The 18,968-nt window shown below is 62.6% G+C and carries 13 protein-coding genes; 8 read left to right on the top strand and 5 right to left on the bottom strand.

From position 1 onward, the window contains the following. Window positions 1–543 precede the first annotated feature (543 nt). Window positions 544–2,376 carry an ABC transporter ATP-binding protein/permease gene (locus tag NF78_RS06650; RefSeq protein WP_035988928.1) on the bottom strand — a complete coding sequence of 611 codons (1,833 nt, stop codon included), beginning with the start codon at window positions 2,374–2,376 and terminating at the stop codon, window positions 544–546. A 232-nt stretch (window positions 2,377–2,608) separates the two neighbouring features. Here NF78_RS06650 and NF78_RS06645 point away from each other — a divergent pair, with 232 nt between their 5' ends. Then, window positions 2,609–3,508 (top strand): transglutaminase family protein, encoded by a 900-nt coding sequence (locus NF78_RS06645; RefSeq protein WP_035985425.1) that lies wholly within the window; start codon window positions 2,609–2,611, stop codon window positions 3,506–3,508. Here the strand turns inward: NF78_RS06645 and NF78_RS06640 are convergent. Continuing rightward, window positions 3,505–4,818, bottom strand: a complete 1,314-nt coding sequence (locus NF78_RS06640; RefSeq protein ID WP_035985424.1) for a pentapeptide repeat-containing protein — start codon at window positions 4,816–4,818, stop codon at window positions 3,505–3,507. The genes NF78_RS06645 and NF78_RS06640 overlap by 4 nt on opposite strands. Before the next feature lie 288 nt (window positions 4,819–5,106). On the opposite strand from NF78_RS06640, the gene NF78_RS06635 reads away from it, so the two are divergent. Next, on the top strand, window positions 5,107–6,588 hold the full coding sequence (locus tag NF78_RS06635; RefSeq protein WP_035985423.1) for a site-2 protease family protein: 1,482 nt from the start codon (window positions 5,107–5,109) through the stop codon (window positions 6,586–6,588). Window positions 6,589–6,591: 3 nt separating this feature from the next. Here the strand turns inward: NF78_RS06635 and NF78_RS06630 are convergent, their stop codons facing one another. Beyond that, window positions 6,592–7,515 carry an isopenicillin N synthase family dioxygenase gene (locus tag NF78_RS06630; RefSeq protein ID WP_035985421.1) on the bottom strand — a complete coding sequence of 308 codons (924 nt, stop codon included), beginning with the start codon at window positions 7,513–7,515 and terminating at the stop codon, window positions 6,592–6,594. 177 nt (window positions 7,516–7,692) lie between these two features. On the opposite strand from NF78_RS06630, the gene NF78_RS06625 reads away from it, so the two are divergent. Then, window positions 7,693–8,466 (top strand): peptidylprolyl isomerase, encoded by a 774-nt coding sequence (locus NF78_RS06625; RefSeq protein WP_035985419.1) that lies wholly within the window; start codon window positions 7,693–7,695, stop codon window positions 8,464–8,466. Window positions 8,467–8,638: 172 nt separating this feature from the next. On the opposite strand, the gene NF78_RS06620 is transcribed toward NF78_RS06625, so the two are convergent. Further along, the gene (locus tag NF78_RS06620) at window positions 8,639–8,992 is read right to left on the bottom strand and encodes a resolvase (RefSeq protein ID WP_225885240.1); all 354 of its coding nucleotides are present in this window, start codon (window positions 8,990–8,992) and stop codon (window positions 8,639–8,641) included. 382 nt (window positions 8,993–9,374) lie between these two features. Between NF78_RS06620 and smc the strand changes: the two genes are divergently transcribed. The 5 genes from smc (at window position 9,375) to NF78_RS06595 (ending at window position 17,892) form a co-directional block, all read left to right on the top strand. Next, window positions 9,375–13,103 (top strand): chromosome segregation protein SMC, encoded by a 3,729-nt coding sequence (smc, locus tag NF78_RS06615; protein ID WP_035985417.1) that lies wholly within the window; start codon window positions 9,375–9,377, stop codon window positions 13,101–13,103. Between the two features lie 149 nt (window positions 13,104–13,252). Beyond that, complete coding sequence (locus tag NF78_RS06610; protein WP_035985416.1) at window positions 13,253–13,888, top strand: OB-fold-containig protein; 636 nt, start codon at window positions 13,253–13,255, stop codon at window positions 13,886–13,888. 133 nt (window positions 13,889–14,021) lie between these two features. After that, window positions 14,022–15,395 carry a flotillin family protein gene (locus NF78_RS06605; RefSeq protein WP_081972530.1) on the top strand — a complete coding sequence of 458 codons (1,374 nt, stop codon included), beginning with the start codon at window positions 14,022–14,024 and terminating at the stop codon, window positions 15,393–15,395. A 99-nt stretch (window positions 15,396–15,494) separates the two neighbouring features. After that, window positions 15,495–16,784: a flotillin family protein gene (locus tag NF78_RS06600; RefSeq protein ID WP_052049904.1), complete on the top strand. Its 1,290-nt coding sequence runs from the start codon at window positions 15,495–15,497 to the stop codon at window positions 16,782–16,784. Window positions 16,785–16,968: 184 nt separating this feature from the next. Next, window positions 16,969–17,892, top strand: coding sequence for a PRC-barrel domain-containing protein (locus NF78_RS06595; RefSeq protein WP_035985415.1), 924 nt, complete (start codon window positions 16,969–16,971; stop codon window positions 17,890–17,892). A gap of 27 nt (window positions 17,893–17,919) precedes the next feature. Here the strand turns inward: NF78_RS06595 and NF78_RS06590 are convergent, their stop codons facing one another. Further along, window positions 17,920–18,939: a TIGR00341 family protein gene (locus tag NF78_RS06590; protein WP_263970557.1), complete on the bottom strand. Its 1,020-nt coding sequence runs from the start codon at window positions 18,937–18,939 to the stop codon at window positions 17,920–17,922. Between the last annotated feature and the right edge of the window lie 29 nt (window positions 18,940–18,968).

Genomic DNA, 18,968 nt, shown 5'->3' with positions numbered 1-18,968 from the left:
TTATTTTCTGCTTTTCTGACCTGTTCATCTTAACGATCCACGTTGAAATGTGCCCTTTTCCCTAAGGTAAATTGTGGGTTAGTTGGACCGCTACTGGTTCGTGTTTACCCCAACTGTATACAGGTCAAGCATTCTGTAAAATGTGAAAAGTTGAGAATTTGTGCGTTCTAACGTGAAGTTGACCTGCAAGGTCTGGTTTTGCGATCGAGCGATGTCGGTGAGGACAGGCAGCCCAACGACCCATTCACCTCGACCCAGGGTAAGCAGTAAGCTGGGGGCAATCCGTAGCTGTCACCACTAAATGCCCAGTTTCAGGGGTGAATGTTACCCAACCTTAAAAAAAGGTTGGCATTGCTTGCCTGTAATCCCGCTGGAAGAAACTGAACCCTCCCAGTGTAACAAGTCAACGTTGACACCCCCTAGGGGCTGTTATCAATCGACTTTTGAAAGCCCTAAAATCAACGGTTGCAGCCCCTAGGGGGTGTTTTTGTGCGGGCGTGGCAAGGCTTGAGGTATGGCGATAGCCAGATTTGATGACACGCCCTAGGCATCGACTGGAGCGGGGGCGAGGGTTTTTAGGTTCCAGGTGTGGTCTTCACCGAGTTCGAGCGTGATCTGGTGGTAGTCGTAGAGCGACTCGCGGTGTCCCACGCTGACAAAGGTGGTGCCGGTATGGCGCAGATGATCGTAGAGTTTGGCCTCGTTGGCCAGATCCAGCGCGCTGGTGGCCTCATCGAGAATGGCAAAGTCGGGTTGATTGATCAGAATGCGGGCAAAGGTGAGGCGCTGCTGTTCCCCCAGCGACAGCACATCCCCCCACTCTTCGATGGCGTCAAAGCCGCCAAAGCGATCGGCTAAATCAGCCAGGTTCACCGTTTCCAGGGCGGTTTGTAGGGCGACATCGTCTACCTCCTGGTGGGGGTGAGGGTAGAGCAGCTGATCCCGCAGGGAGCCGAGAATCATGTAGGGCTTTTGGGGGAGGAACAAAATGTGGTCGAGGTCGGGGCGGTGGATGGTGCCGCTGCCGGAGTGCCACAGGCCCGCGATCGCCCTTAGCAGCGAACTTTTACCGCAGCCGCTCGGCCCCACGATCAGCAGTCCGCTATGGTTGGGCACCTGCATGGAAAGGTTCTCAACCAGGGTGCGCTGGTAGTTCGGGGTTTGCAGCGTAAAGTTCTCCAGCGCCAGGGTGTCGGCGGTGGCAATGGCGATCGTGGGGCGATCGAGCGGCGCTGCGGGAATGGCGGTTTTGGCGGAGGCGGAGGCGGTAGTCCCCGCGTCGGCGAGTTCGGCTGGGTCTAGGGCGGTAGTCTCGCTATCGGCGGGCTCGGCTGGGGCGGAGCTGGCTGGGGGGGCGGACTCGATCTCGCCGTGGTTGAGTGCTTCGGCAAAGCCGTAGAGGCGGTCAATTCCGGCCCCAAAGGAGGTCAGCTCTGAGAACCGGGCCACCACCACGTTGAGCGAAAAGAACACCCGCACAAACGCCCCCTGGGCCTCGGAGACTTTGCCTACCTCCAAATCGCCCGCAAACACGGCGGGGGCGACCACGATCGCGGGCAGCACAAAGGGAATGAACTCGTAGGCGTTGGTCAAAACGCCGAGGTTGAGTTCCCAGAGGATCAGCCGCTTGAAGTTCTCAAAGGCCTCCAGGAACCGGTGGTTGACCTGGCCGGCCTCCTGGGTTTCGCCCCGGTAAAAGGCGATCGCCTCGGCATGTTCGCGAATGCGCACAAGGCTGAAGCGAAAGTTGGCCTCCCGCTTCAGCTGCTCAAAGTTGAGCCGCACCAGGGGCTGACCGAACACCAGCACCGTGACCAGGGTACCTACCACGGCGTAGAGCACCAGAAAGCCCACCAGGGACCGGGAAATGCCCCACAGCACGCTGCTAAAGGCGATCACCTGGAGCACGGAGCTGACCACCACCAGCAGCAACGCCAGGGACTGCTGGGTAAAGTTCTTGACGTCTTCGGCGATACGCTGGTCGGGGTTGTCGATGTCGGGCTGAAACTGCTGGATGTTGTAAAAGGCGCGATCGCGGAAGTAGTCACCCACAAACCGCCCGGTCAGCCAGCGCCGCCACTCCAGCCCCAGGCGCTTTTGCAGGTAGTCGTAGCCCGCCAGCAGCGGCGCGTAGGCCACCAGCACCCCAATGAACACCAGCACCGTCTCCCAGAATCGGGCTTCATCCTTGGCCGAGAGAGCCGAGATCAGCACGCCGCGCTTGTTGTTGAGCACCACACTGAGGCCGGTATAGCCCAGCAAAAACACCGCTGTCAGCAGCAGCAGGCCCCCCGCTTTCCACTTTTCGTCGCCAAACCAGTAGGACTTCGCGATCGCCCAAAACCGCCTGAACCCCGTCAGATTAAATCGTTCCATGTTAAATCGTTCCATGCCGTCCCTGCGTCTCCTGCTGTGCCATGGGTGCTGGGGAGATCTTACAAAAGTTAACCCTTTTGTGGCCGCCGAGACCGGAGCCGGAGGCTCAAACCCAGCCTTTCGGTATAAATCCTGTTCCCCTGACAGCTCTACCCCGCCAAACCCCAGACCTTAAAGCCCAGGTCCAAAAACCGTAGTAAAAAGAAGGCAGCCCCCGTTCTAGGCTCCCCTCATGTCCGTCATCTACGAAGTTGAGCACATCACCCGCTACCGCTACGCCAAGCCGGTCACCTTTGGCCCCCACAAGGCCATGTTTCTGCCCCGGGGCAACTACAGCGGCCGGCTGCTGGGTTACTCCTTAGACATCAACGTGCCCGCCGATGTTCACTGGGTCAGCGATACCTTGTCGAACAACGTGGCGGTGATCGAAGTCAAGGAACCGGCCCAGGAACTGTGCGTGACCTGCCGGTTTCGGGGAGAACACTTCGGCACCCGCAGCATCGAAGACTTTCCCCTCGACCCCAGGGCCGACGAGGTGCCGGTGCAGTACACCCCCGACGAATGGACCGACCTGGCGGTCTACATGCGGCCCCACGCCGAAGACCCCGACGGCTCGGTGGCCGCCTGGGCCAAGCGGTTTGTCAAGGGCGATCAGGACGTCACCAGCGACGTGCTGAGCCGGATCATGAACACCATTCGCGACACCTTTACCTACCGCAGTCGAGAGGAGGAAGGCACCCAGCCCCCCGGCGAAACCCTGCGGCTGCAGTCGGGTACCTGCCGCGACTACGCCTGGCTGATGATCGAAACCCTGCGGCGGCTGGGGTTTGCCTGTCGGTTTGTGTCGGGCTACCTCTACGATTCAGCCCTGGACGGCGGCGATGTGGGCATGACCGGCTCGGGGGCGACCCACGCCTGGCTTCAGGTGTACCTGCCGGGGGCTGGCTGGCTGGTGTACGACCCCACCAACCGCATCACCGAGGGGTTTGATTTGATTGCGGTAGCGATCGCGCGGCACCCCGGCCAGGCCATTCCCCTGGCGGGGTCGTGGTTTGGCGACGCCGATGACTACCTGGGTATGGAGGTTGCCGTGGCGGTCCGCAAACTGGGCACCATTCCCGAGTTTGACTAGCGCCCCAGCAGGTTGGGAATATCCCCACAGCCACCGGGGATCGTAGCCCGCGTGGCCTCGCCGCCCCAGGCGCAGACGTAGCGGCGCTGCTCCTCAGAAAGGCGGTAGACACCGCTCAGGTTGGCCCCCTCGACTACGGCCCCCGTATTTACCCCCGAAGTGTAGTCAGGGGAACCCGTGCGGGTGCGGGGGGTGGCTGTGTCCACACTGCCGTAGAACAGCCGCGCCTCCATCAGGTCGGCCCCAGACAGATTGGCCTGATACAGAATGGCCCTGGCAAAGTTGGTCCGCACCAGATCGGCCCGGCGCAGGTCGGCCCGAATCAGGTTGGTTTCGCTCAGGTCGGCCCAGCGCAGGTCGGTGCCGGATAGGTCGACGGCGGCCAGCATCGCGCCAAGGTCGATCACGCGGGTGCCGTGGAGGCGGTCCTCCTCGTAGCCGCCGCGACCGTCTAGAATGGCGCGGCCGAGGCGATTGTCGCGGCGCAGGGGGGTGAGCAGCTTGGATCGCGACAGAAACCGAATCACCTTGGCTTTGCCGCCCGCATCGACGCTGCTCAGGATGGCGGCGGTACGGGCCTCGGCAATAATTCGCTCCTGGGGCCAGTCTTCCAGCAGCCCTTCTTCATCTAACACCAGCTCGGAAATGCCCTGGAAAAAGGCATCGATGGTCTGCTGTTGGGTGATCAGGTTTTGCTGGCGGGTCAGATCGCGGGAGATCACGTACTGCCGCCAGGCCACGAACAGGGCCAAAAAAGCGATGAAAATCTGCCCGATCGCCCCCATGAAATCCCCCAGGGCCCCGAGGATGTCCCACCGCAGAGTCAGCCCCCAGGCGAGCAGGGCACGGTTGAACCCGGTGATATTCATCAGGCCAAGGCCGCCGATCAACACGCCGGGAATGGCGATCAGCAGCGACTGCTGCCGGGGTGACAGTTCCCCCAGCACCTCCTGAAAAAAGGGCCACATGAGCCGCAGGGAGACCACCGTAGCCACCAGCGATCCGGCCAGGGTGAGCCAAAAACTGCCGGTGACGAGCCCTAGCCCAATGACGGCAATCGCCACCAGGGTAACCGCGCTGGCCGAGGTGACGGCGGCATCGACCACAACAGGACTGACGTTGGTGGGGTCCGAGGGGTCGAGGTCGAGCCGTTGGGAAAAGCCCTCCGATGAGCTGGTGCCGAGGGGTAAATCCGGCAACCGTTGAGAGGCCAGCGCGCCGGTTCCAGGAGCGGCACCGTTGCTCACATCGGGCGATGGAGGTGGAATTGACGGCTGGGGCTGAACGGGGTCCGGAGGCGGGGAAGTCATAGCGGGGGACGGCTAGCGAGAATGGGCGCCAACCCTTGAAGTTGCGGGGGCAAAGCTCTGGCGTTTGGATCTGGCTTTATTTAAGCACCTTAATCCTGTTCCTACCGACCTGGGAAAAGGTTTATTGCCGTCGTCATTTTGAAAATAGCTTTAAAGACAGACCTGAACCTGCCCTTAGCGGCTCCAATCGTTACCCCTGGCTAGTCGCGGCTGGCCCATCGACGGTAGACTGATGGGGATTTTGTCCGCCTTTCGGGGTGGGTTGAGGAGGTTAGCAACGGCGGCACTATGGTGATTACTGGGTTAATTTTGCTGGCCGCGATCGCCATTCTGGTCTGGGGCTACCGTCGCGCCCAGCCCTACGGCCGCGTGGGGATCTTAGCCTGGCTCCAGTCGGTGGTGCTGATGGCCCCCTGGCTGCTGTTTTTTGGGCTGTTTGCCCTGGGCGTCTACGTCAATTTGGCCGGGGTGTTGCTGCTGCTGCTGGGCTCGACCGGGCTGTACATCTACCTGGGGCGGCGGCTGCGCGCCCTGGGCCAGGACATGCTCTCTACCCAGCGCCCGCTGGCCGCCACGGCAGAATCCGCAGCGGCCAATACCGAGGCTCCACCCACCACTGATCAACCCAGCGCCGCCCCCGGCGATACCGACACCGCCATTCCCATCCCCGCCGAGGACCTGGCCCAGATCGAGGGCATTTTTGGCCTCGACACTTACTTTCGCACCGAGACTATTCCCTACGACCAGGGGGCGATTTTTCGCGGCAACCTGCGGGGCGAACCGGCGGCTACCCAGGCCCAACTGGCCCAATCGCTGGCGGACCGACTGGGCGATCGCTACCGTCTGTTCCTGGTCGAAAACCTGGAGCAAAAGCCCACCGTCGTTGTGCTGCCCGCCAGCACCGACCCGGCCCAAACGACCCCGGCTCAGTGGGCACTGGCGGGGGTACTGGCGATCGCCACCCTCTTCACCGGTTTGGAAGCCGGGGCCATTTTGCAGGGCTTCGACCTGATGCAGGACGCCGCTCGCTGGCGGGCGGCCCTGCCCTTTTTGGTGGCGCTGCTGGCGATCCTCCTCACCCATGAAGCCGGGCACTGGGTCAGCGCCCGCCGCTACAACATTCGGCTCAGCCCCCCTTTCCTGATCCCCGCCTGGCAGATCGGGGCCTTTGGCAGCCTTACCCGGTTCGAGTCGCTGCTGCCCAACCGCAGCGTACTGTTCGACATCGCGCTGGCCGGCCCCGCCGCTGGGGGCCTGATCTCCTTAGCCATGCTGATGGGCGGGCTGCTGCTGTCCCACCCCGGCAGCGCCTTTCAAATTCCCTCCGGCTTCTTTCAGGGGTCGGTGCTGATCGGTGCCCTGGCGCGGGTAGTGCTGGGTTCGGCCCTGCAAGCCCCGCTGGTCGATATTCATCCGCTAACTATCATGGGCTGGCTGGGGCTGGTGATTACCGCCCTCAACCTCATGCCTGCAGGACAGCTCGACGGGGGGCGCATGGTGCAGGCCATCTACGGGCGGCGCACCCTGAACCGCACCACCCTCTTTACCCTGGTAGTTCTGGCCCTGGTGGCCCTGGCCAACCCGCTGGCCCTCTACTGGGCCGGGGTGATCCTCATTTTGCAGCGCACCCCAGAGCGCCCCTGCCTCAACGATATTTCTGAGCCCAACGATGCCCGTGCTGCCCTGGGGCTGTTGGCGCTGTTTCTGGCGCTTACGGTGCTGCTACCCCTTACCCCCAGTCTGGCCGGTCGCCTCGGTATCGGCGTGTAGGCTCTACTTCACCTGAATTTCCTCCAGCCGCTGGGCCAGGTAGGCGGCGGCGGTAATTGGCGGAAACTGGGGCACACCGCCCGTGCGCCGAATCAGGCTGTCGATTGGGGTCAAATCGACCTCCGGACGGGGATGGACAAAAAACGGCATGGACAGCCGCGCCTGTTGACTCGACCGTGGGTTGACCACCCGGTGGGTGGTGCTCCTGAACAGGCCATTGGTCAGATTTTGCAGCATGTCGCCCGTATCGACCACAATCTGGCCGGGGTGGGTCTGAACCGGCAACCACTCCCCCTGCTGGGTCAGAATTTCCAGGCCAGGGGCGGTGGCTTCACAGAGCAAGGTGATTAGGTTGATATCTTCGTGGGGCGCGGCCCGCAGGCTGCCGGGCGGAGTCGCCCCCACCGCCGGGTAGTGGGCCAACCGCAGTACGGTATTGCCCCCGGTGGCCATCGACACCAGCCAGTCCTGAGGCTGCCCCAGGTATTCGGCACAGGCCCCCAGCAGTACCTCGGCGCAGGCCATCAGCTGCTGGTAGAGCCGCGTCATGACCGGGCGAAAGGAGGGTACTTCCTGGGGCCAGGGCGTATCAGTGCCGTTCAGGTTGTGGAAATTGATGTGCCAAAACTCTTTCAGGTCGGGAACGGTGTAGCCCTTGGCCTGCTCACTACCCAGGCTCGAAAATCCCCCCTGGCCCTGGCGTTGGGGGAACGTGTACTGGGCTTTGGCGGATTCGGGCAGGGCAAATACCTCCGCCGCCACCTGGTAGGCTCGCCGCACCACCTCGGGCGAGATCGGATGTGGTTCGAGGATGAAAAACCCTACGGCTTCCAGGGCCTCCCCCAGGGTGGCGATCGCCCGCTGCCGCGCTACTGTAGTACTGAGCAAATCGGGATAAGACACCACGGGAATAGTGGGCCGGGTCATGGCGTTGACCTTGGGGAGACTAAATAGAGTTGGATGGATTGTAGCAGCCTCGTCAACCCTCGCCGTCCTCGGTGTATAGCCTTGCGATGGGTCATGGCCTAACTGTGCTGGCGATGGCGATAACCCCGACATAATGCGATAAGGTGGGCTAAATACTGTGTTTTGCCGCCAAGTTTTGTGACGCCGCCTTCAACCCCTGACCTTAGTCTGGCCCTGCACGCGGGTTCCCAGACTGTAGCCGCTGCCGATGTTGTCCCGCTGCTGCGCCGCTATGGTCTCCTTCCTAACCTGCTCAAAGAACTTGTGATTGATCAAGCTGTGGCTGCGGTCACCCTCACCCCCGAGCAAACCAGCCAGGCTGTGGAGCAGTTTTTGCAGGTCAACCAGATCTCCACCCCGGAGCAGTACCAGAGTTTTTTGGCTCAGCGGGGGCTGAGTGAAGCGGATCTGGCCTTTTTGGCAGAGCGCGCCCAAAAACTGCAGCAGCACAAGCTCGATACCTGGGAGCCCAAGGTCGAATCCTACTTTTTGCAGCGCAAGAGCAACCTTGACCGGGTCCTGTATTCCCTGATTCGCACCCACGAGGCTGGCTTGGCCCAGGAAATTTTCTTCCGCATTCAGGACGATGGTCAGCCTTTTGCCGACCTGGCCCGCCAGTACTCCGAAGGGCAGGAAGCCCAAACCGGTGGGTTGATTGGTCCCGTCGAACTGTCGGTGCCGCATCCGGCTCTGGCTCGCCTGCTTTCCATCAGCCAGCCCGGTCAGCTCTGGCCCCCTACCCGGGTGGGGGAATGGTTCGTGGTGGTGCGACTGGAGAAGTTTTTGCCCGCCCGCCTCAACGAGGCCACTCGCCAGCGCCTGATGGATGAACTGTTTAACACCTGGCTGCTGGAGCAGGTGCAGGCGGCTGTTCAGGCTAATTGTGCTCAGCCCGATTCAAGCAGTCTGTAGGGGCGCACCCAAAAGGCGTGACCTCTGGCCTGTGACCCCCAAAAACTGGTGTTCCAGGGTAAGACCAAATCCTGCATGGCAACTCCAGATCGGTTAGGGCGCATGCGATGGGTCCCTGGGATTGGCCTTTTGAAAATTAGGGTTTTGAAACTCAAATGCGGTGTAGAGCAACTCAGTCCCCGGTCAGCCGGTTCAAATAGCGCTCGATCAGCAAAATGGCTACGATGTCGTCAATAGGGCGGGGAATTTTGCGTAGCGACTGGGGTACCAGGCCGGCCAGGCCCGTCGGGGGATACATCTGCCAGTAGCGATCGCGGGCCTCCAGGGTAGTGTACCGCTCGTCCACCAACATGATTCGCGGTGGGTCAGGCAGCTGGCTGAGGGTATCTTTCCAGCCCTTAGAGGCGGTCTGGTCACCCAGCACAATCATAGAGACCGGGAACTGCTGTCGCAGACGGGTAATCTCATCGATTACGGCCTCGACACCGACCACCTGCTGGTAGCAGAGCATACGGTCTAGTCCCATAATAGCCAGACCGCATTTTTGGCGTCCCGGATCAAAGCCCAAAATCACCGGCTGAGAGAGAGGTGGTGGAACAGGCTGGCTCACGGGGGCAGGGGGTGAAGTTCCCCTCTATTGTGCCATCCTGGTCTGACTTGCTCGGCCCCTGCCTGGCGATCGCCCCAGAACTACACCTAAAGAAATGACCCCACCGGCAGAACGGCATCTGGACAGGTAGCGTACAAACGGAGGGAATTGCACTAAACTTATGCGGCAGTAGCCCCAGGCAACCGCGTGGACCCTAAAATACGGCGAGTTCTCAGTCCACAGAGACAGTCTGCAGAGAAAGTGGTCAAACCCTTTTTGTCATAGTACACTTGTTTTAAGCCCAAGGTAACGCTGGCCAGTGCACATTAAGCGCGTCGAGTTATCCCATTTTAAGTCGTTTGGAGGAACGACCCAGGTGCCACTGCTGCCTGGGTTTACGGTCATTTCTGGCCCCAACGGCTCAGGGAAGTCGAACATTCTAGATGCGCTGTTGTTTGGCCTGGGGCTGGCCAGCTCGAAGGGCATGCGGGCCGATCGCCTGCCCGATCTGGTCAACCAGAACCAGATGAGTCGCCGCGCCACCTCAGAGGCCAGCGTCACCGTCACCTTTGACCTCAGCGATGTACCCGCCGAGCTGCTGATGGAGGGTGGAGACGACGAGGCCCCCCGTGCCCTCAACGGCCATGCCGCCAGCGGCGGTTCCACAAATGGCCATTCCACTAATGACCAAAATGGCAACGGCCAAAACGGCCATGGTTATGCCCCCGTCCTGGCTATTTCCGAAGCGGAGGAGCCTGGGGGCAACCTGGTGCCGCTGCCGGTTGGCCGCGAGTGGAGCGTGACCCGCAGGCTGCGGGTGACCAGCCAGGGCACCTACACCTCGAACTACTACATCAACGGCGAGCCCTGCACCCTCAACCAACTCCACGAGCAGCTGCAGCGCTTCCATGTCTACCCCGAGGGCTACAACGTGGTGCTCCAGGGGGATGTCACCAGCATTATTTCGATGAACTCCCGCGAACGCCGGGAGATCATCGATGAGCTGGCCGGGGTGGCCGCCTTCGATCGCAAAATTGACCAGGCCCGGGGCAAGCTCGAGGCCGTGCGCGACCACGAGGAGCGCTTTCGGATTGTGGAGCGCGAGCTGCAGGCCCAGCTGGAGCGCCTGGCCCAGGACCGGCAGAAGGCCGAAAAGTACCAGCGCCTGAAGGAAACCTTTCAGACCAAGAGCCAGTGGGAGTCGGTGCTGCTGTGGCAGAGCCAGCAGCGGGCGATCGCGGCGCTGCACCAGACCCTCGAGCAGGGCGAGGCCCAGTCCACCGCCCTGGCGGCGGCGATCGCCCAGGGGCAGGGGGCGATCGCTGCTCTGGAGACTGAGCTAGCCGCCCTCAACGCCCGCATTCGGGCCATGGGCGAGGACGAGCACCTGGCTCTCCAGGCCCAGGTGGCCACCCACGAGGCCGAGCTGCGCCAGCTCCAGCGCCAGGAGCAGGAAAACCGGACCGCCGCCCACCAGGCTGCTGCCCAGCGCCGCGATACCGAAATTGCCCAGCAGCAGCAGCAGCGTGAACTGGAGCAGGTGGGCCAGGCGATCGAAGCCCTCACCACGGGCGATCTGGTCGCCCTCACCGAGGCCAAAGACCAGGTGCAGCAGGCTCTGGAGGAGCGCCGCCAGGCCACCCTGGCGATCGCCTCTGCCTCCCAGACCAGCATTCAGCAGCAAAGCCAGCTCCGCCAGGCGATCGAAACCCTGCGCAGCGCCATCGACCCCCAGCGCACCGAGCAGATTCGCCTGCAGGAGCGGCTGCGCCAGCTGGAGCAGCAGATCGAAGCGCTCACCGAGCAGCGCCACAGCCTGGCCGGCGACGCCGAAGACGCTGGGGACGCTGACCTGACCGCCCAGCTTGCCGCCGCCGAGGCCACCGTTCAGGACACCGCCGCCAGGATCGCCGCCGCCGAAGCCGAGCTGGCGGTGCAGCGGGACACCCAGACCCGCCTGCAAAAAGAGCAGCGCGACAAACAGCGGGAACTCGACAAGCTGGAGGCCCAAACCCAGGCCATGCAGGAGAGCCAGGGCACCCACGCCACCAAACTGCTGCTGGAGAGCGGCATGGCGGGCATCAGCGGCCTGGTGGCCCAGCTGGGCAAGGTCGACCCCAAGTACCAGCTGGCCCTCGAAATTGCCGCCGGAGCGCGACTGGGCTACCTGGTGGTCGAGGATGACCGGGTGGCGGCCCAGGGTATTCAGCTGCTGAAGCAGCGGCGGGCCGGGCGCGCCACCTTTCTGCCGCTGAACAAAATTCGCGCCCCCCGGTTTACCCCCGTACCCGATTGGAAGCGCCCCGACGGGTTTCTCGACTACGCCGTGAACTTGATCGACTGCGAGCCGCGCTATCGCGACATTTTTGGCTACACCTTTGGCAGCACGGTGGTGTTTGACACGCTGGCCTCGGCCCGGCAGTACCTGGGCGACTACCGCATCGTCACCCTGGAGGGGGAAATTCTCGAAACCAGCGGGGCCATGACCGGGGGCAACGTATCATCGCGCTCGGGCAGTCTGCACTTTGGCACCGTAGAGCCCGCCGAATCGAGTGAGGCCCAGGCCCTGCGCCAGCGGCTGGGTGATATTGAGGTGATGCTGGAGCGCGGCGATCGCGACCTCAGAACCACCTCCGCCACTCTGCAGACCCTCTCCCAATCGCTGATTGCCCAGCGCCAGCAGTACCGCGAGCTACAGCTGGCGGGCGAACAACAACAGAATCAGCAGCAGCAGCAGGCCCAGCGCCGCGCCAGCCTCGAAGCCCAGCTCAGCCAGCATCAGCAGGAGCTGAGCAGCACCCAAGCTCGCCTGCAGGAGCTGGCCGCATCGCTGCCGGTCCAGGAAGCGGAGATTGCCCGCCAGCAGCAGACCCTCAGCGAACTGGAGCAGTCGGCGGCTCACAGCGAGTGGCAGCAGGCCCAGGCCGCCGTGGGGCAGCTGGAGGCCCAGCTCAGCGATCGCCAGCAGGCGCTCCAGGCCGCCGAGCGTCGCCTGCAAGAGCTGCACACCCAGCGCCAGCAGCTCGATTTGGCGCTTAACCAGGCCCAGCAAACCCTGGCCAGTCTGGCCCAGCAGCAGGGCGATCGCGAAGGGCAGCTCACCCAGATCCAGCAGCAGCAAGCTGCGCTAAATGGCGAAATTGCCCAGCTGCGCCAGCAAATGGCCGCCCTGGACCAAACCCTGGCCGCTGAAAAAGCCGCCCGCGACGAGCTAGAGCAGCGCCTACGCACCCAGCGCACCCAGACCCAGCAGCAGGAGTGGGAGCGCCAAAAGCTGCTCGAAACCCAGCAGGAGCGCCGCCAGCAGCTGACCGAAGCCCAGGAATTGCTGGCCACCCAGGCGGCGGAGCTGCCCGACCCGCTGCCCGAGATACCGCCCGAAACCGACTTAGAAGAGCTGCACAAAGAGCTGCGATCGCTCCAGCGCCGGATGGAGGCCATGGAGCCGGTCAACATGCTGGCCCTCGAAGAGTACAACCGCACCGAGGAGCGCCTGGGGGAACTCACCCACAAGCTCACCACCCTCGAAGAAGAGCGCACCGAACTGCTACTGCGGATCGAAACCTTCACCACCCTGCGGCGTCAGGCCTTCACCGAGGCCTACAACGCCGTCAACGAAAACTTTCAGGCCATCTTTGCCGAACTCTCCGACGGCGACGGCCACCTCCAACTCGAAGATCCCGAAGACCCCTTCAACGGCGGCCTGAATCTGGTCGCCCACCCCAAGGGCAAACCTGTGCGGCGACTGGCCTCGATGTCCGGGGGCGAAAAATCTCTCACCGCCCTGGGGTTCATCTTTGCCCTGCAGCGCTACCGGCCCTCCCCCTTCTACGCCTTTGACGAGGTGGACATGTTCCTCGACGGGGCCAACGTCGAGCGCCTCTCCCGCATGATCAAGCGCCAGGCCGAGTTGGCCCAGTTCATTGTGGTCAGCCTGCGCCGCCCCATGATCGAGTCGGCCCAGCGCACCATCGGCGTCACCCAGGCGCGGGGAGCCTACACCCAGGTGCTCGGCATCGATCTGGAGGCCCAGAGCGCCACCCTGTAAGCGCTGCTCCAGCTTGCGCAAGATCCCGCATCCCCCCAGGGGCAGACTCTAATTAAGGACAGTGAAGAAAACGGGCGTCTACTGCCGTCCCAGGAGTACCCTGGCAACGGGAGCCAACGCTGGGCTCCTGCTGCGAGGTGTCTAAAGCCATGCTGGTCTACGGAATTTGCTTTGTTGTGGGCGGGATTTTTGTCTTTCTCGCTGCCGTGGGCGGGCTCGATGGCGTAGACCTGGCGGGCGATTTCGACGGCGACGTTGATGTTGCCATCGACAGCGACGGTGACGGCACCCTGGACGATATCGATTTTGGCACCCACCTGGGCGAAACCTTTGCCGTCCTGCGATCGCGCTGGTGGCTGCCCCTGCTCAGCCTGCGCTTCTGGACCTTTGCCCTCTGCTTCTTTGGCCTCACCGGCCTGCTGCTGAACCGGGTACAGCCCGATCTGGCCCCCTGGCTGATTGCCCTGGTGGCCCTGGGGATGGGGCTCTTTTGCGGTTTGCTGGCGGCGCTGGTGCTGCGATCGCTCGCCCGCCAGTCCGTCAGCAGCCTGATTCGCCCCGAATCGCTGACGGGTCAGATCGCCACGGTAGAAATTCCCTTTGATCTCCACAGCCGGGGCAAAGTTAGCCTCAGCTTGGGGGGATCAATAGTCAGCTTTTTTGCCATCACCCAGGAAGACCGCGAGTTTCGTGCCGGTGAAACGGTGCTGGTGGTGGGGATGGAGCACGGCAAGCTGTGGGTGGCAGCGGCGGAGGGGATGGAGGGGTGCGGGGTGGATGGGTAGGCGGGTAGGCGGGTGAATGGGTAGGCGGGTGGATGGGTGGATGGGTAGGCGGGTGGATGGGTAGGGGCAGACGGTGTCTGCCCTGGCGAGGGAGTGGCGACAAGGATTTTGGCACACCAAGGAGCGCATAGGTATGGCAGCAAGGATGAATCAGACCGAAACGGTTGCCCTGGCGGAGGTTATGCCCCCCGCCCCAGCGATCGCTCAGACGGGCGGGCAGGCCCTGGGGGGCGGGGCGATCGCCGTGCTGATCTTTGCCGTTTTGATCACGATCTGGGGGGTCAATGCCCTCGTGCAGATCTGCGACCCCAACAAGATTTTGATTATCTCGGGGCGCAGGTACCGCCGCGCCGACGGCCAGACCATGGGCTATCGGGTGATCTACGGCGGGCGCACGTTTCGCATTCCAATTCTGGAAACGGTCAAAACGATGGATTTGACCACCATGCCGGTGCCGATTGAGGTCACCAACGCCTACTCCAAGGGCGGCACACCGCTAGATATTCAGGCGATCGCCAATGTGAAAATCGCCCGCGATGAAACCCTGGTCGGCAATGCGATCGAGCGCTTTCTGGGCCGGGGCCGCGACGAAATTTCGCGGGTCGCCCGCGAAACCCTGGAGGGCAACCTGCGCGGCGTAGTGGCCACCCTCACCCCCGAGCAGCTGAACGAAGACCGGCTGGAGTTTGCCGAGCGCATTGCCAGCGATGTCCGCAACGACCTGGTCAAACTGGGCCTCCAGCTCGATACCCTAAAAATTCAAAGCGTGGCCGATCGGGTGGACTACCTCAACTCCATCGGGCGGCGGCAGATCGCCACGGTGGTCAAGGATGCTGAAATTGCCGAGTCCAACGCCGTGGCCGAGGCCGAGCAGATCGAAGCCGACAGTACCCGCCAGGCCGAGGTGGCCCAAACCCAGGCCCGCACCGTAATTCAAGAAAAAGAAAACGAGCTGCGCCGGATCACCGCCGAGGTGGAAAAGCAGGCCCGCATCGAAGAGGAGCGCACCCAGGCCGCCGCCGAAGAGGCCCGCGCCCGCGCCCAGCGAGAGCTGCAGGCCATTCGCGCCAACCTGGAGCAGGCCCGCCTGGAAGTCGAAAAAGTGCTGCCTGCCCGCGCCCAGCAGCGGGCCCAGGAGTTTCAGGCCCGCGGCGCCGCCGCCACCCTGGAAGAAAACGCCAAAGCCTCCGCCCAGGCCAGCCAGATGCTGGTCAAAGTCTGGCAAGACACCGGGGTCAACGCCTCGGAGCTGTTTCTGGTGCAGCAGCTGGAAATGGTGCTACAGGAGGCGGGCCGCATTCCCAACCGCCTGCACCTGGACAAGGTGAACGTGATCGACAACGGCGACGGCAAGGCGATCGCCTCCCTGCTCAGCGCCTACCCCGAAATGGTGAAGCAGTTCCTGCGCCAGTCCGAAGCCATCCTCGGCATTCCCCTCGCCGCCAGCCCCATCCCCCCCGAACAACCCCCCACCCCCCTCAATCTCCCTAAAACCGACGCCCCCTAGGCATCCATCCACCCATTTGAGTTTGAGGCAGGGCAAACACCGTTTGCCCCTACCCCTCCACCCCTCCACCCCTCACCCCTTCACCCCACCGGAGCACCCATGAGCCTCATCTTCACCCTCCTGGTCGTCATGTTCGGGGCCACCGGCAGCCTGCTGCTCGTCATCAAAAACCTCTACTACATCTGCCAGCCCAGCGAGGTGCTGATCTTTGCGGGCGATCGCCGCGCCGTCAGCGACGGTCGCCGGGTGGGCTACCGGTTGGTCAAGGGCGGAAGCAGCATTCGCAAGCCCCTGCTGGAAAAGACCTTCCGCATGGAGCTTACTAACATGATCATCGAGCTGAAGGTGGCCAGCGCCTACTCCAAGGGCGGCATCCCCCTCAATGTCGATGGCGTGGCCAATATCAAGATCGCGGGGGAAGAACCGGCGATTCACAATGCGATCGAGCGACTGCTGGGCAAAAGCCGCGAGGAGATCGAAAAAATTGCCCGAGAAACCCTCGAAGGCAACCTGCGCGGGGTGCTCGCCACCCTCACCCCCGAACAGGTGAACGAGGACAAGATGGCCTTTGTGCGCAACCTGCTGGACGAGGCCGACGATGACCTGGCCCAGCTCGGCCTGATTCTCGACAACCTGCAGATTCAAAACATCTCCGACGATGTCGGCTATCTCAACTCCATCGGGCGTAAACAACGGGCCGACCTGCTGCGCGACGCCCGCATCGCCGAAGCCGAAGCCAAGGCCCAGTCGGCTCTCCAGGCCGCCGAAAATCTCAAGCGCACCTCCCTGCGCCAGATCGAGGCCAAAATTGCCACCACCCGCGCCGATGCCGATCGCCGCCTGCAAAATGCCCTCAGCCAGCGCCAGGCCGCCATTTCCGAGGCCGAGTCTGAAATTGCCGCCGAAGTGGCCCGTACCGAGGCCGAACTAGCTGTCCAGCGCGAGCGCCGCAACCAGGTCGAGCAGCAGCTCCAGGCCGATGTGATCGCCCCCGCTGTAGCCGCCTGCCAGCAGGCCCAGGCCCGCGCCAAGGGGGAGGCCGCCACCATCGTCGAAGACGGTCGCGCCCGGGCCGAGGGCATCCGCGAACTGGCCACTACCTGGCAGGCCGCCGGGGACCACGCCCGGGAAATTTTCCTGTTTCAAAAGCTGGAGGGGCTGCTGGAAAACCTGGTCAACACCGTGCCCGAGGTGTCCGTAGACAGCATGACCGTGATCGATTCAGGCGGGGGCAGCAGCGCCACCAAGCTGGCCAGCTTTATGCAGCAACTCAAGCAGACCACCGGGTTAGACCTCAGCCAAACGGCGCAGACCCTGCTCCACAGCCATCCCGCCGTCGTTCCCCCTCCCTCTGTCAATGGGCATCTCGAGGGGGCAGAAGAGAGCTAGTCCTGTCCGCCAACGCCTGCGGACCCCTGGTCTGGTAGTTCGGTCTTCCCTCCTGTAGAATTAGACGATTCTAGTTAAGATAGCTATTCAGGCGCGGGGTTGATTGTCCTGTGGCAGGGCGGTTCATCTCAAAGTCTGGCCCCTATCAGCGATCTGTTGTCTCGGCTTTCGAGATGGATTAAACATGACCTTAGACAAGTATCGTCTCCGCTCCGACTTCCTGGGTACCCAGGTAATCACCCGCAACTCTGGTCAGCGCCTGGGGATTGTCAGTCAGGTGTGGGTGGATGTTGACCAGCGCGAAGTCGTGGCCATTGGCCTGCGGGAAAATATTATGTCTGGGCTGGTGTCGAGCACCCAGCAGGTCATGGCCCTGACCAACATTCGCCAAATCGGCGACGTGATTCTGGTGGACGACGAGGCCGCGCTAGATGATGAAATGAGCGTTGCCGCCTACAGCACCCTGGTCAACTGCGAGGTAATCACCGAAACCGGTGAACCCCTGGGCCGAGTGCGGGGCTTTAAGTTTGACGTCACCAACGGTCGCATCGAAACCATTGTGATCGCCTCCTTTGGCCTGCCCCAAATTCCCGACCAGGTGATCAGCACCTACGAACTCTCCATTGACGAGGTGGTTAGCAGCGGTCCCGATCGCCTGATTGTCTTTGAAGGGGCCGAAGAAAAAATGGTGCAGCTCAGCGTGGGGCTGCTAGAGCGCCTGGGCATTGGCGGCGCGCCCTGGGATCGCAACGACGACAGCGAATACATTATGCCGGTGTCCACCGCCAACCAGCTGCCCTCGGGGGTACAGGTGCCCGCCGAGTTTAGCAAGGCTCGCCCGGCCACCGCTGAAGAACGCTGGAGCGACGACGACTGGGGCGAACCCGAGCGGATTGAGGAACCGCTCCGAGCCCAGCAGCCCGCCGAGCGCTACCAGGCCGCTACCCTGGACGACCAGAACGACTATAAGGCCTTCGACGCCGATTTTCAGGAGGTCACCGAAGATGTCTGGACGGAGGAAGACGGGGGCGAGCCCTACGAGCCCAAACCCCTCAACATTCCTCAGAAGAAGAAAGTGACCGAGTACGAAGAAGAGCTGGACTACTGAGCCCAGGACCCTTGCCAATACTCCAGGTTACGGCGCTCCATCCTCCTCTGGCGCCGGAGCACTGGTAATGGCTTCTATTTGGCTGACCAGAAAGGTGAGCCGGTAGGGACGCCCCAGTTCTCGTGCCAAAAACTGCTCCAACAGTTCTACCTGGTTGGGGAATAGGGGCTCTGCGGCCCGTACGGTGAGGGAGATTTCGGGTGGGCTACTCAGCCAGTTGACCTCCATATCCACTAGAGTGAGGCGTTGAAAGGTGACGGTGCGATCCAGCAGGGCGGCTCTGACGCTGGCCTCCAGCTGATTTTGCCGCAGCAGCTGCACGGTACTGGCCCCCAGGGGAATAATCAGCAGCGTGGTGAAGATGAGCGTAATGCCCAGGGGCCGCCGGGCCCGCCGCACCATGGAGTAGCCAAACAGAATAAACGCCACCATGCAGGCCAGGGTAATGCCAAACAGGTTGGTCAGGTAGAGTAGCAAAGCGCCGAGACTGAGGGCCAGATTGCCCTGACCCAGCCACAGCCCCACCACGCAGATAGGGGGCATCAGGGCGACTGCGATCGCCGTTCCCGCCACCGTGCTGGAGAGCTTTGGTTCCACCTTGGCAACTCCGGCCAGGGCTCCGGCGGTGATCGCAATGCCCAGGTCGAGCAGGGTGGGCTGGGTACGGGCCATCACTTCACTGCCAAACTGGGCTACCCCCGTCATCACCCCCAGCAGGGCCGAGATGGCAACCGCCAGGAGCGAGCCGGTCACCAGGGCCACAATGCTGGCCCGAATCAGGGGGCGATCGGCCTCCAGAATGCCAAAAGCCGCCCCCCGAATGGGCAGCATCAGTGGGGCAATCAGCATCGCCCCAATAATTACGGCAGCGGAGTTGGCAATTAGCCCCAGGGTGGCGATAATGCAAGACCCGATCACCAGGACGAGGTAGTGCCAGCTGAGCTGAGACTCCACCAGCAGGTCCTGGCGCAGACGGGTTAAATCTCCCGCTGCCGCCGATCGCCGGATGGGAGACAGGACGCTCTCCAGCCAGGCTGCGATCGCCAAAAAAGTTTCCCATAGCCAGGTCTGAACCC

This window comes from Leptolyngbya sp. KIOST-1 (assembly GCF_000763385.1).
Lineage (GTDB): Bacteria > Cyanobacteriota > Cyanobacteriia > Phormidesmidales > Phormidesmidaceae > Nodosilinea.
This window is presented reverse-complemented; position numbering and strand designations above follow the sequence as displayed.

Coding starts and splice junctions, on each gene's coding strand:
- NF78_RS06645 (WP_035985425.1), top strand. CDS start 2,609: ATGTCCGTCATCTACGAAGTTGAGCACATCACCCGCTACCGCTACGCC.
- NF78_RS06605 (WP_081972530.1), top strand. CDS start 14,022: ATGGCAGCAAGGATGAATCAGACCGAAACGGTTGCCCTGGCGGAGGTT.
- NF78_RS06600 (WP_052049904.1), top strand. CDS start 15,495: ATGAGCCTCATCTTCACCCTCCTGGTCGTCATGTTCGGGGCCACCGGC.
- NF78_RS06630 (WP_035985421.1), bottom strand. CDS start 7,515: ATGACCCGGCCCACTATTCCCGTGGTGTCTTATCCCGATTTGCTCAGT.
- NF78_RS06620 (WP_225885240.1), bottom strand. CDS start 8,992: ATGGGACTAGACCGTATGCTCTGCTACCAGCAGGTGGTCGGTGTCGAG.
- NF78_RS06610 (WP_035985416.1), top strand. CDS start 13,253: ATGCTGGTCTACGGAATTTGCTTTGTTGTGGGCGGGATTTTTGTCTTT.
- NF78_RS06595 (WP_035985415.1), top strand. CDS start 16,969: ATGACCTTAGACAAGTATCGTCTCCGCTCCGACTTCCTGGGTACCCAG.
- NF78_RS06640 (WP_035985424.1), bottom strand. CDS start 4,818: ATGACTTCCCCGCCTCCGGACCCCGTTCAGCCCCAGCCGTCAATTCCA.
- NF78_RS06635 (WP_035985423.1), top strand. CDS start 5,107: ATGGTGATTACTGGGTTAATTTTGCTGGCCGCGATCGCCATTCTGGTC.
- NF78_RS06650 (WP_035988928.1), bottom strand. CDS start 2,376: ATGGAACGATTTAATCTGACGGGGTTCAGGCGGTTTTGGGCGATCGCG.